At 51.6% G+C, this 17,305-nt stretch carries 11 protein-coding genes; 7 read left to right on the forward strand and 4 right to left on the reverse strand.

Annotated elements, in window-relative coordinates; translation table 11 throughout:
* Window positions 1–16 precede the first annotated feature (16 nt).
* Window positions 17–1,789, forward strand: coding sequence for a hypothetical protein (locus M0646_RS05855; protein ID WP_286627004.1), 1,773 nt, complete (start codon window positions 17–19; stop codon window positions 1,787–1,789).
* Here the strand turns inward: M0646_RS05855 and M0646_RS05860 are convergent.
* Window positions 1,786–2,628: a fatty acid desaturase gene (locus M0646_RS05860; RefSeq protein ID WP_286627005.1), complete on the reverse strand. Its 843-nt coding sequence runs from the start codon at window positions 2,626–2,628 to the stop codon at window positions 1,786–1,788. The two genes, M0646_RS05855 and M0646_RS05860, sit on opposite strands and share 4 nt — an antisense overlap.
* 671 nt (window positions 2,629–3,299) lie before the next feature.
* Between M0646_RS05860 and M0646_RS05865 the strand changes: the two genes are divergently transcribed.
* From M0646_RS05865 to ntcA, 4 genes are all read left to right on the forward strand, one after another.
* Entirely contained in the window at window positions 3,300–6,026 is a 2,727-nt protein-coding gene (locus M0646_RS05865; RefSeq protein WP_286649958.1) for an MGH1-like glycoside hydrolase domain-containing protein, read from the forward strand.
* Between the two features lie 391 nt (window positions 6,027–6,417).
* On the forward strand, window positions 6,418–7,077 hold the full coding sequence (locus M0646_RS05870; RefSeq protein WP_286627008.1) for a hypothetical protein: 660 nt from the start codon (window positions 6,418–6,420) through the stop codon (window positions 7,075–7,077).
* A 6-nt stretch (window positions 7,078–7,083) separates the two neighbouring features.
* Window positions 7,084–7,728, forward strand: a complete 645-nt coding sequence (locus M0646_RS05875) for a DUF2834 domain-containing protein (RefSeq protein ID WP_286627010.1) — start codon at window positions 7,084–7,086, stop codon at window positions 7,726–7,728.
* A gap of 174 nt (window positions 7,729–7,902) precedes the next feature.
* A complete protein-coding gene (ntcA, locus tag M0646_RS05880) occupies window positions 7,903–8,568 on the forward strand; it encodes a global nitrogen regulator NtcA (RefSeq protein ID WP_190278317.1) in 666 nt (221 codons plus the stop codon).
* Here ntcA and M0646_RS05885 read toward each other — a convergent pair.
* Both M0646_RS05885 and psb35 read right to left on the reverse strand, forming a co-directional pair.
* Entirely contained in the window at window positions 8,565–10,181 is a 1,617-nt protein-coding gene (locus M0646_RS05885; protein ID WP_286627011.1) for a cyclic peptide export ABC transporter, read from the reverse strand. The two genes, ntcA and M0646_RS05885, sit on opposite strands and share 4 nt — an antisense overlap.
* Window positions 10,178–10,423 carry a photosystem II assembly protein Psb35 gene (gene psb35, locus M0646_RS05890; RefSeq protein WP_226972025.1) on the reverse strand — a complete coding sequence of 82 codons (246 nt, stop codon included), beginning with the start codon at window positions 10,421–10,423 and terminating at the stop codon, window positions 10,178–10,180. Before psb35 ends, M0646_RS05885 begins: the two co-directional genes overlap by 4 nt.
* Window positions 10,424–10,567: 144 nt before the next feature.
* Between psb35 and M0646_RS05895 the strand changes: the two genes are divergently transcribed.
* Window positions 10,568–11,902 (forward strand): TIGR03279 family radical SAM protein, encoded by a 1,335-nt coding sequence (locus M0646_RS05895; RefSeq protein ID WP_286627012.1) that lies wholly within the window; start codon window positions 10,568–10,570, stop codon window positions 11,900–11,902.
* A 73-nt stretch (window positions 11,903–11,975) separates the two neighbouring features.
* Complete coding sequence (gene hemC, locus M0646_RS05900) at window positions 11,976–12,938, forward strand: hydroxymethylbilane synthase (protein WP_149819026.1); 963 nt, start codon at window positions 11,976–11,978, stop codon at window positions 12,936–12,938.
* A 7-nt stretch (window positions 12,939–12,945) separates the two neighbouring features.
* Here the strand turns inward: hemC and M0646_RS05905 are convergent, their stop codons facing one another.
* On the reverse strand, window positions 12,946–17,208 hold the full coding sequence (locus tag M0646_RS05905) for a CHAT domain-containing protein (RefSeq protein WP_286627013.1): 4,263 nt from the start codon (window positions 17,206–17,208) through the stop codon (window positions 12,946–12,948).
* Window positions 17,209–17,305: the final 97 nt, after the last annotated feature.

The raw sequence follows: 17,305 nt of genomic DNA on the forward strand, positions 1-17,305 counted from the left end.
TGGGGAGTGGGAGACGGTGCAGGATCAAACTAAATCAACCGCAGTGATCGCGATCTTAAAACGCTTTGGTGGGCGATCGCGCCAACTTAACCATCTAATTCCCTTGGTTCAAAAGCAGTGGCGTGCCTGCCTACCTTGGTTGCAACACTGGCAAGTGGTGGCCAGCCTCTCCCTCCTCACCTCCGTCGGGATTTCCGGGCTATCCCTGTGGCTGCTGCTGCGGCAACCGACGACTCCCGGCAATTGTGATTTTGTCCTTTGGCCTTTGGCATCGGCCTCCTTTCGCCTCTACTGCGCCCAACAAGCGGCGGAGCGACACACCCTTGAAGATTTGCTCCATGCCATTGATCTCATTGATGACTTGCCCCGCGATCATCCCCTTGCCCCTGAGATGAATCGCCGCCTAGAAGCGTGGTCAGATCAGGTTTTGGCCTTGGCAGAGGTAGCCTTTCATGAGGGGCAATTAAATCGGGCGATTGCCTTTGCGCGGCGCATTTCCCGTGATGTCCAAGCCTATGCCAAGGTGGAAGAACGCATTCAGCGCTGGCAGGAAATTTGGCAAGAGGGAGAGGCCATCTACCGACGCGCCGAAGCCGCCTTAAAAAACCTCGAATGGCGAGAAGCTTTTCAAATCTCGCTCCAGTTGCAATTTGTTGCCTGTCGTTATTGGGCACAAGAGCAGTTTGGCGCCTTTAATGAGCGGATTATCCGTGCCCAACGGGAAGATCGGCAGTTGGATGAAGCCCGTGCCCTCATGGCACAGGGGGGAGCTGATAACTTGGCCGCTGCCATTGAAATTGTGCGGCGAATTCCCACCACCAGTGATATTTATCCCGGTGCGCGGCGATTGCTCAATGAGTTGGGTGAACAGTTACTTGCATCAGCAGTGGCGGCTCTGAATCGCTATGACCCCCAAGAGGCAAGGCGCATTGCTGTTTTAATTCCCCGTGATGTCAGGAGTGCCCGCAGCGCTGAGGATGTGGTGACGTTGGCAACCGCAGAAGAATTTGCCCAAGCGGGGATGGGTCAGGATATTGATCGGGCGATCGCCCAAGCACGAACGATTACGGCAGAACGCCCCCTCTACTTTGAAGCCCAGCAGGCCATTCGGCGCTGGCAAACAGATTTGCAGGTACTGCGAACCCTCGCAGAAGCGCAGGCCATTGCCCGTGGCGGCACGCTGGATCGCCTCTACCTTGCCCTCAACAGGCTCAACATTCCTTTGGCGGACGCGAGTCCCTATCGCCAAAACCAAATCCGCGATCAGCGACGGCTGTGGCAACGTCAAATCCAGATTGCTGAGGATCAACCCCTGATCGATCAAGCCAATGCCCTTGCCCGCCAAGGCACCCCTGAAGCCCTGCTGCAAGCCCGCCAACTCCTTGAGCAAATTCGTCCCCAGCGCGCCCTCTACGAAACGGCTCAAAATCGCCTCAAAGAACTCTTCCCCCCCGTTGCAACGGAAGCGGTGAGCTGGCAGCCTGACCTAGATATGACTCGCCTGAAGGAAGCCCAGCGCCGTGCTCGAGGGGGGCGCGATCGCGACTTTGCTGCTGCCATTGCCATTGCCCAAGAAATCTCCCCCAACTCCAGTGTCTATGCCACCGCCAACCAGTTGATTGTGCAGTGGGGCAATAATATCTTGGAGCAGGCGCGCTATTGGGTGGGGCGGGACAACCAGCAGGCGATCGCCACCGCCGAACTCATCCCCCCCACGCATCCCCTCTACCCAGAGGCGAGGGAATTGATCCACATTTGGCAAGAGGCGGAACCCCAGTACCCCTTTTAAGGGCTTTTATTGATTTGTGGGGCTTCCACGAGCCGCACCTTTTGGGCCAGACCAATCGCTTGCAGTGCCCGAATCGTGAGCCACGTAATATCAAATTCCCACCATTGCAGACCGTGACGTGCCGAATGGGGGTAGGTGTGGTGATTGTTGTGCCAGCCTTCGCCAAAGGTGAGCAGGGCAACCCACCAGCAATTCGTGGAGCGATCGCCCGATTCAAAGGTGCGGTAGCCAAATTTATGGGTGGCACTATTGACAAACCACGTGAGGTGATACACCAGCACAAGGCGGACAAAGATGCCCCAGACCACAAAGGGCAGTCCCCCCCACAGATACAGCAAGACCCCTAAACCCACTTGAATGGGCACAAAGTACTGATTCAAAAAGCGATAGACGGGGTCAGTGTTAATGTCCTTGGTGAGGCGTTCCACCTCTGCCTTGGCGGGCACTTCTTGGAGCATCCAGCCCATGTGCGACCACCAAAACCCCTTTTGGGAATTGTGCTGATCCAGTTCTTGATCGGAGTGGAGGTGATGGTTGCGGTGGAGGCCAACCCATTCAATAATTCCACCCTCACAGGCCAAGCTGCCGCAAAAGCCAAAAAAGTATTCCAGCCATTTCGGGCACTGCAAACTGCGATGGGTGATCAGGCGATGCCAGCCTAGGGTGATGCCAAGGCCTCCAGACACCCAATAGAGAACAACACACAACAGCACAGCCGGCCAGGAAAACAGCCCCGGTACCAATGCCAGCAACGCTCCCAAATGCACAATGCCCATAAAAAAAATCACCCCCCAATTGGGACGCAGGGGGTGCGCAGGCAACGAAGAAACAGATGTCATAAAACTCTCGAACAAATTGACAAACTCAAAGTGGAGTTGAGCCCTGTCGGCTGTTCCCCTAGAGCAAAGATGGTTACGACTGCTTTTTACCTAGATGCCTAGAGAAATGGCTTCCTAAACAACCTACGTTTAACGAGCAAACAACCAGCCTTTACATTCATTATAGCGGAGATTGGAGAAGACTTGTCCTCCCCCCGGCCTGAAAGCCGCAGATTCCTACAACACCACGCAGGGATGACTGCGCAATCGTTTCGGCGGGTTCTAACCGCTGCTTGTATCTTGCCGGCATGCCCTGCCGTAGGCCACCTTGGGTTTCAGTGGCAATACCATGATTAGGATGCCTCCGCCATCCGCACTATCCTTCGCCGCCGGCATGAGTGCCGGGGCTTGCCGCGCATCAGGTCAAGCAAAATCTGGGTCGGGTATTGCCTCTTTCACGAAGACGCTCAACACTGCGACAACTCCTACTGTAGCGGATTGGATTCCCAGATGTCCCCCTAGTTCAGGAAAGGGCTATATCTGCCCTAGAAGGTTTCCAAACCTTAATGTTTTCTTTCTTGAGGAGTTAGGATACTTTGCTTATCCTCAAATCGCCAAGCTCTTTTTATAAGAGTTTCCGTTTGAGTTTGTAGGCATTTATAGAACTTTTGAGATAACAAGCGAGGTTAAAGATGGTTTTTTCTGTCAATCCTGAACTGGAACGACTCAATCAAGTTCATGGCCAAGCCAACCCTTGGAAATTTTGGGGACCTTACTTGAGCGAGCGGCAGTGGGGCACTGTACGGGAAGACTATTCCGCCGACGGCAATGCTTGGGAGTATTTTTCCCATGATCAAGCGCGATCGCGTGCCTACCGTTGGGGTGAAGATGGCCTCGGTGGCATTTGTGATGCGCAGCAACGGCTTTGTTTTGCCTTGGCTCTTTGGAATGGCAACGATCCGATTCTCAAGGAACGGCTTTTTGGCTTAACCAACAATGAAGGCAATCATGGGGAGGACGTTAAAGAGTATTACTTTTACCTCGACAGTACGCCCACCCATTCCTACATGAAATACCTCTACAAGTATCCCCAAGCTGCCTATCCCTACATTGATCTGGTGATGACCAACCGCCACCGCAGCCGCTTTGAAATGGAGTATGAACTCTTGGATACAGGGGTCTTTGAGGGCGATCGCTACTTCGATGTCTTCATTGAATATGCCAAAGCGGCTCCCAATGACATTTTGATTCAAATCAGCATTCACAATCGCGGCAACGAAGCTGCCCATTTGCACGTTCTGCCCACCCTCTGGTACCGCAATACGTGGAGTTGGACACCGGACAAGGTTCTCGCCAAACCAGAACTGAAGCAAATGGATGCAACATTAGTGCGCGCACGCCATGAGGAGCTAGGAGAGTATGAATTTGTGAGCGATCGCGCAGTGCCCTTCCTCTTCACTGAGAACGAAACCAACTTTGAGCGGCTCTTTGGCCAGCCCAATGCCTCGCCCTACGTTAAGGATGCCTTTCACCGCTACCTGATCAATGGCGAGCAAAATGCCGTCAACCCCGGCAAAGTCGGCACCAAGGTGGCTGCCCACTATCAAGTCACAGTTCCCGCCCAAGGGGTTGAGATCATTCAACTACGCCTAGCATCTGCCCAAAGTAGCCCCCTCAGCTTTGGCAATGCCTTTAGCGATTGCCTCAACCAAGCCCGCACCGAAGCGGATCTCTTCTTTGATCACCTCATCCCCAGTGACTGCACTGCTGATCAGCGCAATGTGGTTCGTCAAGCCTTTGCCAGCATGATGTGGACAAAGCAGTACTACTACTACCCTGTTAAGCAGTGGTTGGAAGATAAAGCGCTGCCCCCCGATGTGGAAGAGCGCATCGTTACCCGCAACAAATCGTGGTTCCACCTTGAAAGCGCCGACATTATCTCCATGCCCGACAAGTGGGAATATCCTTGGTTTGCCGCTTGGGACTTAGCCTTCCACTGCTCGCCCTTAGCTCTGATGGATATCGACTTCGCCAAAGAGCAGCTTAAGCTGATGGTGAATGAACTGTATCTGCACCCCAACGGTCAAATTCCCGCCTACGAATGGAACTTTAGTGATGTGAATCCGCCTGTGCATGGAATTGCCACGTGGCAAATCTATCTCTTGGACAAAGCCATGAAAAAAGGCGAAGGTGACTTGGCCTTCCTTGAGAGTGTCTTCCACAAGCTCATGCTCAACTTTACGTGGTGGGTCAACCGCAAGGACTCCCTCGGCAACAACGTCATGGAAGGTGGCTTCCTTGGTTTAGACAACATTGGCGTCTTTGACCGCAGTGCGCCCCTACCCACCGGTGGTGTTCTTGAGCAGGCGGATGGTACGGCTTGGGTGGCAATGTTTGCCCTCGATATGCTCTCTATGGCGCTGGAGCTAGCACAGCACAATCCCGTTTATGAGGATATTGCCTGCAAATTCTATGAGCACTTCATTTACATTGCCGGGGCGATGGATCGCATTGGCGTCCAGAAAGATGAACTCTGGGATGAAAAGGATGGCTTTTACTATGACCTGCTGCGGCTGCCCGATGGTCGTGCCCAGCGCCTGAAGGTACGCTCGATGGTGGGATTGCTGCCCCTGTGTGCCACTGCCATTTTCTCGGAAGAGTTGCTGGACTCCCTACCCACCTTTAGGGAACGCATTGCTGCCTTTAATGCCCGCCACCCTGAGCTTTTAGCCAACATTAACCCCATCGATCGCCCGGGTGTAAAAAAACGGCGGTTGCTCTCCCCCGTCAACGAGGCCAAACTACGGCGGATTCTCACCCGCATGTTGGATGAGAGTGAATTCCTCAGTGACTATGGCATCCGTGCCCTCTCTCGTCACCACTACGATCACCCCTATATTTTCCAACTCGGCCGCGAGGCCTATCGCGTCAGCTATGAACCCGGTGAATCCACCACCGGCCTCTTTGGCGGTAACTCCAACTGGCGTGGTCCCATTTGGATGCCCGTGAACGCGCTCTTGGTGCAAGCTCTCCGCAAAATGTATGGCTATTACGGCAACGAGTTTACGGTGGAATGCCCCACCGGTTCAGGGCGCTGGCTCAACCTCTGGGAGGTCTCGGCAGAAATTGCCCGCCGCTTGGCCAGTATCTTCCTCAAGGATGAATCGGGGCGGCGACCACTCTATGGTGCCACCGCAAAATTCCAAAGTGATCCCCACTGGCGTGATCTAATTCTGTTTTATGAATACTTCCATGGGGATAATGGCGCAGGACTAGGTGCGAGTCACCAAACCGGCTGGACGGGTCTGATTGCACGGATCATCATGGGACTCAATGTTCTCGACGCCGATGAGGTACTGGAGAAAGGACACTTGGCTGTGGTCTCGAAACGCTTAGCGGAGTTGGTCAGCGCCAGCTAGCACCTGATTAAGGCTGAAGCGTATTGTGATAGGGGGGGCGATCGCCCCCTTTTTTAGGTCAAGACTTGGACACCCCCACAAAAGTCTAAAACTCAGTAATCCTAGCTGATTTTAGTTCTATTGAATTTGCCAACGTACAAGTAAATTTCCGTGAAATTACTGGCCAAACAGCACCCCCCATTTTTTACACTGATAAACAGGAGGAATGAACTCAGATAAACAGGAGGAATGAACTCACTTTTGCCTAAAGTTAGTTTCTACTGCTGCTGGAATCTGCTGCAGTAAGTGTAACGTTTACATTTTGCAATACAGCCAGAGAGATGTTAAGCTAATTTACAAAAGTTTACATTCCGCCTATGTTCCACATTGGCTGTCTTTGAGGTTTAGGATTATGTCACTCACACCCATGACCCGCTATTACATTCGCCGTCTCCTTGCAAAGCGTGCTGAATCCCTTGGGTTGACCGTAAGTGGTGCCGAAAGTGACAGTCAAGCTTTTGCCGATCAATTGGCACGCCTAGAATCCTTGGCGGCAACTAAGTTGGCAGAAATTGATCTCATTGTGCGGATGCACCAAACCCTCAGCCGCAACGGCCAAACCTACAATAGCTACCTCGCCAATCTGGAACAAAAACTCTTTGCCCTCATGGGTCTGGGGGGACAGCCTCGCGAAGAACTGACAGACATTACCCTGCCGCAGCTTGAAGAAACAAAAGGCGCCGCAGCAAAAGCCCTCACCTTGGCGGAAGTGCTAGAACACTTTAACAAAATTGGCGACATCGCCCAGAAATACCTTGGCAAGATGATTGTGGCCAACTATTGGCGGGGGACTCGTCCCTACAGCAGTTGGTTCGCTGACTTTACAGTGACCAATGATGGTCGTGTGGTTTGTCAATCCTACCAGTCCACCCGCGATGTGTTTCTCAGTGAGGAGCAGCTAGAGCACTTGCAAGGTTGGCTAGAGGCCTTTATCCGCCAGTGCCAGCGAGTGCTGCCGCAATTTACGAAGCAACTGCAAAAAGCGGGGGTACCCGAAACGGTTTTAGCTTAGGGTGGTATGCGGATTTTCTTTGCGGTTCTGTGGCTGGGATTGATTGTCTATAGCTTTGGTTTTGCACCCCCCGATCAACCGCAAACACTGACACTCATTCAACGGCTAGCAACGGGAGACTGGCAAGGCATTAACCCCCTCATTGTCAGTCTTTTTAATTTGATGGGCGTCTGGCCACTGATTTACACCGCATTACTGGTGGTGGATGGTCAAGAACAGCGATTTCCCGCGTGGCCATTTGCGGCTTTTAGTTTTGCCGTGGGTGCGTTTGCCCTGTTACCTTACTTCATCCTGCGCCAGCCAGCACCGATCTTCAGCGGAGAACTCAATCGGGGGGTACGCCTTTGGGAATCACGGCTCACTGCCGTTGTCATTGATTTATTGGCTATGGGCTTTCTTGGCTATGGCTTGGTCGGCGGCGATTGGCCAGACTTTTGGCAGCAGTGGCAAACCAGCCGCTTTATTCATGTGATGGGCCTAGACTTTTGCCTCCTGTCGTTGCTCTTGCCGGTGCTACTAGTGGATGACTGGCAACGGCGAGGGCTGGAAAAGTCACCGTGGCGCTGGTGGAGCCTTGTCCCCCTCTTGGGAGCATTAGGGTACTTGCTTTTGCGCCCACCCTTAATTCTCTCGAAAAAAAGTGTGGCATGATACAAAAAAATGCCCCTGAATTGGTTTTACTAATCTGTCAATGCTGAACTCTTCACCCAGAGCAAGATTCGCTGGCGTTGAAAGAGTTGCATTGTTGGGGGGATATCAATGCCGACAGCACCCTATGCGATCGCCACACCACCCGTTAAACCACCTTGGATTGACACACGACTCATGAACAAAGATCAACCCTTAGCACCCGTCTTTCGCCACATGGCCAGTGGCCTGTTTCCATCCACCACTGAAACTTACGAACGCGGCAAAACCATTTTCTTTCCGGGGGATCCAGCGGAAAAGGTCTATTTTCTCCTCAAGGGGGCAGTGAAGCTCTCACGGGTGTATGAAGCAGGCGAGGAAATTACGGTGGCACTGCTGCGGGAAAATACCGTATTTGGGGTGCTGTCCCTGATTACCGGCACCCGCTCCGATCGCTTTTACCATGCGGTGGCGTTTACGAATGTGGAGCTATTGGCCGTTCCCATCGAACAGGTGGAAAAGGCGATGCACGAGGATCCCGATTTGCCGATGTTTATGATTCAGGGGCTGTCATCGCGGATCCTGCAAACGGAGATGATGATCGAGACCCTTGCCCACCGCGATATGGGATCCCGCTTGGTGAGCTTTTTGCTGATTCTTTGCCGTGATTTTGGGATTCCCACGAGTGCGGGAGTCACTGTGGATTTGAAGCTTTCCCATCAGGCGATCGCCGAGGCCATTGGTTCGACACGGGTCACTGTGACTCGCCTATTGGGGGAACTTCGGGATCAAAAAATGATCTCAATTCATAAAAAGAAAATCACGGTGCATAATCCGCTGATGCTGAGCCAGCAGTTTACCTAGGTCACGAGTTGGCCATAGTCGAGTTTGATCAGGCGATCGGCCACGTCAAAGTAGCGATCGTCATGGCTAATCACAAATACCGTTTTGCCCTGAGCCTTTAGCTCAGGGAGGAGTTGGCGGTAGAAAATATCCCGAAAGAGGGGATCTTGATCCGCTGCCCATTCATCAAAGAGGTAGGCGGGGCGATCATCAAGGTAGGCCATCAACAACCCCAAACGCTTGCGCTCCCCTTGGGAAAGAGATGTCGTGGAAAAGCGGTTGCCTTCTAGGCGAACTTTGTGGCTGAGGCGCAATTTTTCAAGATATGCTGGGACGGCTGCTAGGCGTTCGGGGGATTCAATTCCCAGCAGTGACTCAAAAAGATAAAAGTCACTAAAAACGGTGGCAAAGTGTTGGCGATACCATTCGTAGTCCTCAGGCTGCAAACAGTGATCATCCACCCAAATTTCCCCCTGATCGGGAATGTAGAGTCCTGTAATAATTTTCGCTAGCGTTGACTTGCCGCTGCCGTTGCCACCGACAATAAAAAGAAGTTCCCCAGCCTCCACGGTCAAACTCAAAGGGCCTAGGGTAAAGGTCGCAGGTTCATCCCCATGGCCACTGCGGTACTGATGACGGATCTGCCGCAGAGAGAGGGTTTTCCAGCCAAGGGGAGGGAGTTCGCCTGTATCGTTGAGGTTTTGGCGCGGATCTCCAAGGCTCAGTTGTAGGGATTCCACCTTCTTGAGGGCAACGCTGGCACGACTAAATACCGGAATGGCATCAATCACCTGTTGCATCGGCAGCATGAGGTAAATGATCGTCAGAACATACCCTGAGAGAACTGTGGGTGTGGCTCCCAGCAAATGGGGCAGCGTAAAGAGAAAGAAGCCAATGGTAACAAAGAGCAGCAACTGCCCCCAACTGGCAGCAATGGCAAAGACCATGTACCCTAGCTCGTTTTGCTGCCGTGTTTTCTGAGCAGTGGGTTCCAATTCCCGATAAAAGAAGGCCAACCGCCGTTGCCGATTGAGCTTGAGTTCTTTGTTGCCCTCAGTGAGTGTCCGAAAGTGTTGAAAGAGGTGATCCTGTTGCTGCCGTGCCCGCTCTAGGAATTTGCGTGCTCTGCCCGCTAGAAACAAGTAGCTGCCAGTACCAATGACAATCAAGCCCACAAGGGCAAAAAAGAGGGGCGGCGACAACCAACCCATGTAAATCAGGCAGCCAATAACAATGGCAATGGCATTAAAAAGATTGGGCAGGACAGAAAAGGAACGGGAGACGGCATCCACGTCCTCTGTCAGCGTCGCAAGGAGTTGCGGATTGCCAATGGCTTCTAACTGGCGTAGGGGTGAAGCGAGAATCTGGCGGCTGAGGAGGAGGCGCATTTCATAAACCGCCTGTTGGGCAGCCCGCACCAGGAGCACTTGGGCGCTAAAGTGGGTCAGCAGTAGGAGCGTGCCGAGGAGAATAAATCCCCAAGGTAAGAGGCGCTGGAGGGCAGGGGTTTTTTGGAGGGCAGCATTGATCAGGGCAATGAGCGCAGCCGTACTGCCACCGTTGAGAAGGCCAGCGATCGCTGCCGCAACAATCGTCGGCCAAGCCGCCCGTAAAAGAATCCGAAAGAGCTTCACGAATCTGTTGTCTCATCAGGGGTGGGATTGGACTCAGACTCTTCGAGATTCAACTTGGGAATAAAACTGGGGCGATCGGCATTTTCCCAACCGGGGGGACGCTTCGAGTTGTACCATGCAATGAGGCCAATACTCACGGCCGCCACAAGACCCAGCAACAACACCCCATAAAAGGGGACAAAGTTACCTGCACCAACGGTAAAGCTAATCCCCAATGACCCCATTATCGTCCTCGTTAACATTTTTTAGAAATATGTAGAACACCACTATATCAACCCTATGGTTGCTTTGAGAATCCTGAGAGTTGGAAGCGGCTGTGCTGCCTAAGGTACAGTACAAGATAAAGAAGTTTTGCTGACTGTCCCCCCTCTTTTCAAGAATCAACCATGAGCGATCGCGCCCTTCGCCCGGCTGTTGTAGCTGCTGTGGAACCCGGCTCTATTGCCGCTGAGTTGGGATTTGAACCCGGTGATGCGTTGGTGGCCATTAATGGCGATCGCCCCCGCGATTTGATTGATTATCGGTTTCTCTGTGCCGAGGAATACCTCACCCTCGAAATACTGGGCAAAGACGGCCAAACCTACGTTCTCGAAATTGAAAAAGACATTGATGAAGATTTAGGACTGGAGTTTACCACTGCCCTCTTTGATGGGTTGATGCAGTGCAACAATCGCTGCCCTTTTTGTTTTATTGATCAGCAGCCCCCCGGCAAACGGGAAAGCCTCTACGCCAAGGATGACGACTACCGCCTCAGCTTCCTCTACGGCAGCTACATTACCCTGACGAACCTGCTTCCCTCAGAATGGCAACGCATTGCCCGCTTGCGCCTTTCCCCCCTCTATGTCTCTGTCCATGCCACAGTAGCCAGTGTTCGCCAACGCCTACTGAAAAATCCACGGGCGGGGGAAATTCTGCAACAGATTCGCTGGTTTCAAGAGCAACGGCTGCAACTCCATGCCCAAGTGGTTGTCTGTCCGGGGATTAATGACGGCGAGTGCCTCGAGCAAACACTGCGGGATTTAGCCCAGTTCTATGATCCTGAAGAGCCAACCGTGCTCTCGGTGGCGGTGGTGCCCGTGGGACTGACCCGCTTTCGCCCTGCTGAGGATGAACTGATTCCCGTCACCCCTGATCATGCCCAAGCGGTGATTCAATGGGTACAGGCGCTCCAACGGCGGTTTGAACAGCAGTGGCAAACCCCCTTTGCTTGGCTAGCAGATGAATGGTTCTTGATTGCCGGATCGCCCTTACCCCCCGCCGCCCACTATCAGGACTATCCGCAACTCAGTAATGGCGTGGGAACGATTCGCCTGTTTTTAGAAGAGTTTGAGCTTCACGCCCAACAGCTTCCCCAACGCTTACCGCAGCCGCGTCATCTGAGTTGGGTGGTGGGTAATACCGTGGAACAGGCCTTTGCACCCTTGGTGGCTCGCCTTAACCAAATTGAGAACCTGCGCCTTGATCTCTATGCCCTCGCTAGCGACTATTGGGGACAGCAGATGTCCGTGACAGGGCTATTAACCGGCCATGATTTGATCTATCACCTGAAGGGCAAACCCTTGGGCGATCGCCTGCTTCTGCCCAGTCTGATGCTCAAGCACGATGAACCCGTTTTTCTCGATGATGTGCCTTTAGCCACTGTGGAGGAAGCACTAGGGGTCCCCATTCAAGTGGTCTCTGGTGGCGCGGCAGGGATTATTGCTGCTTGTACTCACCCCTAAAATGCCTGATCTTGCCCCTTGGGATCCCCGCAACCTATAATGGCTGGATGCTGTCCGCTGCACACTCAACGCTATGATTGCCACCTCATCCCGTCCGGTTCGCATTGGTTCCCGCAAAAGTCAACTGGCTCTCGTGCAAACGGAATGGGTACAGGCGCAACTGCAAGCCCACTATCGCGATCGCGCCTTTGAGGTGGTGACCATGACCACCCAAGGAGACAATATCCTTGATGTCGCCCTTGCCAAAATTGGCGATAAAGGCCTCTTTACCAAAGAGCTAGAACTCTCAATGCTGCGGGGTGAGACCGATTTGGCCGTTCACTCCCTCAAGGACTTACCCACCAAGTTGCCCGATGGTTTAGTTTTAGGCGCGATTACTGAGCGGGAAGACCCAGCAGATGCCCTTATTTTAGGTGCAAAATGGACAGGACACACCATTGATACCCTACCTGAAGGCACGGTCATTGGTACTTCGTCACTGCGTCGCTTGGCACAGTTGCGCCACCACTACCCCCATCTCACGTTTAAGGATGTGCGGGGCAATCTAAATACTCGCTTGGCCAAATTAGATGCTGGGGAATACGATGCCTTGATTTTGGCGGTGGCTGGCCTGCGGCGTTTGGGCTTTGGCGATCGCATTAGCCAAGTCTTACCCGCAACAGTCTCCCTTTATGCCGTGGGTCAGGGCGCCTTGGGCATTGAATGCCGCGCCGACGATGCTGACATTTTAGCCTTGGTCAAGACCCTTGAACATCCAGAAACAGCAGCCCGTTGCCTAGCAGAGCGAGCCTTCCTACGGCAATTGGAAGGGGGCTGTCAAGTGCCCATTGGGGTGCATACGGTGATTGAGAATGGTCAACTCACCCTCACAGGATTGGTCGCCAGTCTCGATGGCCAACGCCTTGTCAAGGACAGTCTTACAGGAGATGCCGCCACAGCCGAAGAACTGGGGACGCGCCTTGCTTTGAAGCTGCGGGAACAGGGAGCCTCAGAGATTTTGGAAGAAATTTTTGCTACTGCCCGTCTCGAGCGTTAGTTTATCCCTACCATGGAACCCCTACCATTGTAAAAGCAGCCCAGTAGTAGGGATGATCGAGGGAACGACGACCAGCCCCTTGGGTAACTTCTGGGGGTAACGGGATGCGGCCACGAATTGTTTGCAGTTCATTGTCCTGGATGCGAATATTGCCGCGCAGCATCGCTAGCTGCGCTTGCCGTAGCGCCTCGGCCTTAATGGGTACCGTATTTAACAAATCGTAGAAAGTAGTCATCAGCGCCAACGTCCCCTCATCGCTGACATACCACAAACTGGCCAGCACCGACTTCGCCCCCGCCTGTACCGCCAGACCCGCAAACCCCAGTTCTGCATCCAAATCTCCAACCGCCGTGCGGCAGGCACTGAGGGTCAAAAATTCTGCTTGGGGACGGTTAAGCTGTAAGCCTTGGAACTGCAAAAGATTCAATCGCCCATCCCTAAAAGCAATGTAGGAATTTTCTGCAGCTCCTGGTTGAAACTCAGCGTGAGTGGCCAAATGGATTACAGGGTAGAGTCCTTGACGGCGCTGTTGTCTAAAATTGGCAATTGTAAAGGCCTCATTGAGAAAGGCTTGACCTCCTCCTAGGTTTTTAACAATCTGCGCCACCTCTAGGGGCGCCATCGGCAAGGGGGACTGATCCGGGAATTCCGATGCCCCCATTGCCAAGATGGGTTCCTGTTGAATACTGCGGTAGCGAATATCCATGAGCCTTATACTGGGAACCAGTGCCGTGCTAAATTGCTCTACAAGAAAGTTTTGACCATCATGGAGCGCTGCCAAGGGAATGCTACGCATACCACTGTCTAGAACAAAGACCAGTGTGTCAATGCCCTGGGCATTCAATTTAGCACGCAAAGGGTCAATCAACCATTGGTAAAGCTGTTGTGCCGCCGGTAGGTAAGTACGGGTATTGATCAGGCGTGGATCACGCACCCTGTTAATAAAAGTATCCACTGTTTTTAATAACTGTTGACGCCCCACTCCCTGCAGCGGTGTATAAAGCGGCCTCCCCTCTAGGGTAACCAAGATGAGATCAAATTGGTCAGGCCGGGCTAGGGTGTAAATGACAGCTGGCTTTTTACCTGTTTGCTTGGCAATTTCATTGAGGGCTGCCTGCAAATCCTCAAGGGAGAAATCCTGCCTATCACAGGTACGTTCTAGATAACTGCTAACTTCTAGACAGCCCCGTAGATCGAGTAACGCCAGTGCACCTTCAATGTTATTGCTAGCTAGGGCAGTCTCGATATCTCTAGTTAAGAGAATTTCAGGGGGAACGCTGGGTACTTTAAGGGGTTCTGGGATGACTGGTGTAGGGGGTTCTAATAGTGGATTGGCTTCTTCAGGAGAAATCAAGCTGCTATCGACAACATTTTGAGCTGTATTTTCAAAACGGATATTTCCGACCTCCACAAGACCTAAAAGCGTTTTGGGTACAGGAATAATCGATCCCTCGGCTTGAATTGCCCCTGCAGTTCCATTCGTTTCGGAATTGCCCACTAAAAATGGAGTGGCATTGTTGATAAAAATATTCACTGAGTCACCCCATACCGTGGTAGGTACACCATTGAAAACAAACGTACCCAAGCCACGCAGTGAATTTTGCGCATAAATATCAACACTGCCCGCCCCAGCATTAATCCAGTTGAAAACTAGATTGCCTCCCCTTAGGTTGACATCCCCACCACCGGTCATCAAATGGCCCAGCGTTAAGTTGCCGCTGGGTATTGTCTGGAGATTAGTGAATAGATCAGGCAGTGTTAAATCATCATCCGGAATTGGATCAATCGTACCTCTAGAGGTTGGAATAGGGAAATCACCAGTCCAAGCTAAGAAGTTACCACCGTTGGTGAAGATATCACCCGTCGTAATCGTAGGCGCAAACAGTGTAACATTGCCACCACTGCCAGCTGTATTGATATTACCTGTTGTTAAAGCACCCCTGTAGGCAACAGCAGCCAAATCACCCCCGCGAGTCGTGATATTACCAGTTGTTATGTCAGTTATGGAATCAAGATAAACAAAACCACCGTTGCTGTTGATATTGCCAGTTGAAATACCCCCGCTTCCTGAAAAGACTGCGATCGCTCCGCCTGCACTGATTAGGTTGCCGAGAGTGATGTCATTAAAAGCAACTACGCCGATAGTACCACTACTTTGAGTTACTTGCAAATTACCAGCAGTAATCTTAAGTACAGAGTCTAGACTAATATCTGAACTAGTGGTGACATTGTTCAACTGAATATTACCAAGAGCATTGATGCTTAGACTTGCAGTGTTGACTGTTCCTGAAACGGCGGTTTGACCTGTTGAGTCAATATTCAAAGAATGATTGCCATTGATATTGCCATTGAATGTAATATTTTTCCCTGAAAAGCTCGTTGAGTTTAGTAGAGTTGTGTTACCACTGAATTGGATACTGCCTGCAGATGCATTAACTAAACCTCCAAGGGAAATCGTACCCCCACTACTCTGTAGATTAATACTTCCACCTGATGTACTGAGAACATTGCCACTAGAAGGAAGGAAGATATTGCCACTAGCTTGGAGGGTGATATTGGCGCCATTAGTTTGTATGGGAGCATTGGCACTAATGTTTGCTGCACTGATATTAATTGGATTATTGAAGGATGATTGATTTTGAATCACTCCCTGTGCTTGTAATACCAAGCTCCCCTGAAGCGAGATGGGGTAGCCGATGATGATATCATTATCAGCCTGTAGCGTGAGTGAGTTTGTCGAGCTGCTGGAAATTGAGGTTTCTACATAGATATTCCCAGTAGAATTTGCAGTACTGTCTGTTGTTATCACAACGTTTGTGGAATTGAGTGCTGATAACAGCGTTCCTATAGTTAACACAGAAACTGAAGGAAAGTTTGATAATGCTTTAAAGGGCGAAGAGGAAGTAATGTTCAAATCATACATGCTATTACTGATATATATGTCTGTTGGATCAAGTAATAATGTTCCTGTGTTGCCATTTAGGGCAGTGGTATCGACTCTGCCTTGAAAATCCAGAAACTGTTTGCTGGAAACTTCGACAAAGCCGCCATCTCCCCCAAGGGCACCGCCACGGCTACTGATCTGGCCATAAAAACGCGTGTTGTGCTCTGCCCAATTGATAATTGTGCCCCCGTTACCCTGATGGGTGGCATCAGCATTCAAAAGAGTACCGGCATTAACAAAAAGGTTTTGTGCATTGAAGCTGCTCTCTAGACGGCCGGTTCCAGTTGTTCCCCCTAGGTAGTCACCACCAATGAGAATTGTGCCGCCCCCTGTATTACCCGCAGCATTCAGTTGAGCATTAATCAGAGCAATATTACTGCCTTGGCCAGCAATGGTGATTTTACCCCCGGCGCCGGTGGTATGACTCACATCAATCGTGCCGCCAATGACTGCTGTATTTGTGGTTAGGGGAATCTTGGTACTGTCGTGAACCAAATGAATCGTGCCATCTGGATTTTGAATCACGCTATTGACGGCAGGATAGCCATTACCCCCTGTGAGTAACGTCGGGAGATCAATTGGCTGAATAATGCCTGCGGCGGGCAATCGCTCTTTGGGAATCTCTAGACTGAGGAGCATGCCCTCTTGGGAAATGCGCACCAGACCTGATTCAGGTACCGCCACAACATTGACCGTGCCCCCCGTTGCGCCAAGGGTACCTGTATTGATCACCTGATGCGCCATCAAGGTCAGGGATTGACCAGCATTCACCCTAAGATTGCCTTCATTAATTAGGATGCCTCTATTAGCAAATTCAAAGCCAATCGGGGAGCCATTGAGTTGGCTGTAGGTGTTTGAACCATTGAGATCAAAGAGGCCATTGCCAAAGTGAACGCGCTGGGCTGTCGAGGCATGGAATGCCGCTGGTAGATTCAACTGCGCATTCGGACCAAAAACAATACCTGCAGGATTCAGGAGGTAGAGATGACTGTTTCCGCCTGTAACTTGCAGCACGCCGTTGATATAACTAGCACTGCCACCATTGACGCCAGCAAGAATGTTGCGAATTTGCGGGGTAGAAAGAAAGTTGGCGATTTGCCCCTGCTGGACATTGAAATCACGAAACAGGTGAAAAAGGTTTTGGCCATCGGCAGAACGTTGTCCGCCACCAATGTTGAACTGATGGTTGACGGTTTCTACGGTGGTGCCAGTGGCATTGGGAGCGGGGGTAATTTCAGCAAGGGCGGGTGTACCAAGAAAAGAGGTCAAGCTAGTCAGGATCACCCAGCTGTAGGGCAACACTTTTGTTAAGCATTGAGAATTCATATGACGTTATGTAAAAAAACTTGCTAATGAGGATAGTTTTATCCTCAGGGACTATTTTAAGTGCAATCAAGGCAATGTGCCACTTGGCAAAGTGTCT

It is taken from the genome of Thermosynechococcus sp. B3, assembly GCF_030323045.1.
Lineage (GTDB): Bacteria > Cyanobacteriota > Cyanobacteriia > Thermosynechococcales > Thermosynechococcaceae > Thermosynechococcus.

What these genes read in the sequence shown, in the direction of transcription:
- hemC (WP_149819026.1), top strand. Translation starts at nt 11,976, where the DNA reads ATGATTGCCACCTCATCCCGTCCGGTTCGCATTGGTTCCCGCAAAAGT.
- psb35 (WP_226972025.1), bottom strand. Translation starts at nt 10,423, where the DNA reads ATGTTAACGAGGACGATAATGGGGTCATTGGGGATTAGCTTTACCGTT.
- M0646_RS05905 (WP_286627013.1), bottom strand. Translation starts at nt 17,208, where the DNA reads ATGAATTCTCAATGCTTAACAAAAGTGTTGCCCTACAGCTGGGTGATC.
- ntcA (WP_190278317.1), top strand. Translation starts at nt 7,903, where the DNA reads ATGAACAAAGATCAACCCTTAGCACCCGTCTTTCGCCACATGGCCAGT.
- M0646_RS05870 (WP_286627008.1), top strand. Translation starts at nt 6,418, where the DNA reads ATGTCACTCACACCCATGACCCGCTATTACATTCGCCGTCTCCTTGCA.
- M0646_RS05875 (WP_286627010.1), top strand. Translation starts at nt 7,084, where the DNA reads ATGCGGATTTTCTTTGCGGTTCTGTGGCTGGGATTGATTGTCTATAGC.
- M0646_RS05895 (WP_286627012.1), top strand. Translation starts at nt 10,568, where the DNA reads ATGAGCGATCGCGCCCTTCGCCCGGCTGTTGTAGCTGCTGTGGAACCC.
- M0646_RS05865 (WP_286649958.1), top strand. Translation starts at nt 3,300, where the DNA reads ATGGTTTTTTCTGTCAATCCTGAACTGGAACGACTCAATCAAGTTCAT.
- M0646_RS05860 (WP_286627005.1), bottom strand. Translation starts at nt 2,628, where the DNA reads ATGACATCTGTTTCTTCGTTGCCTGCGCACCCCCTGCGTCCCAATTGG.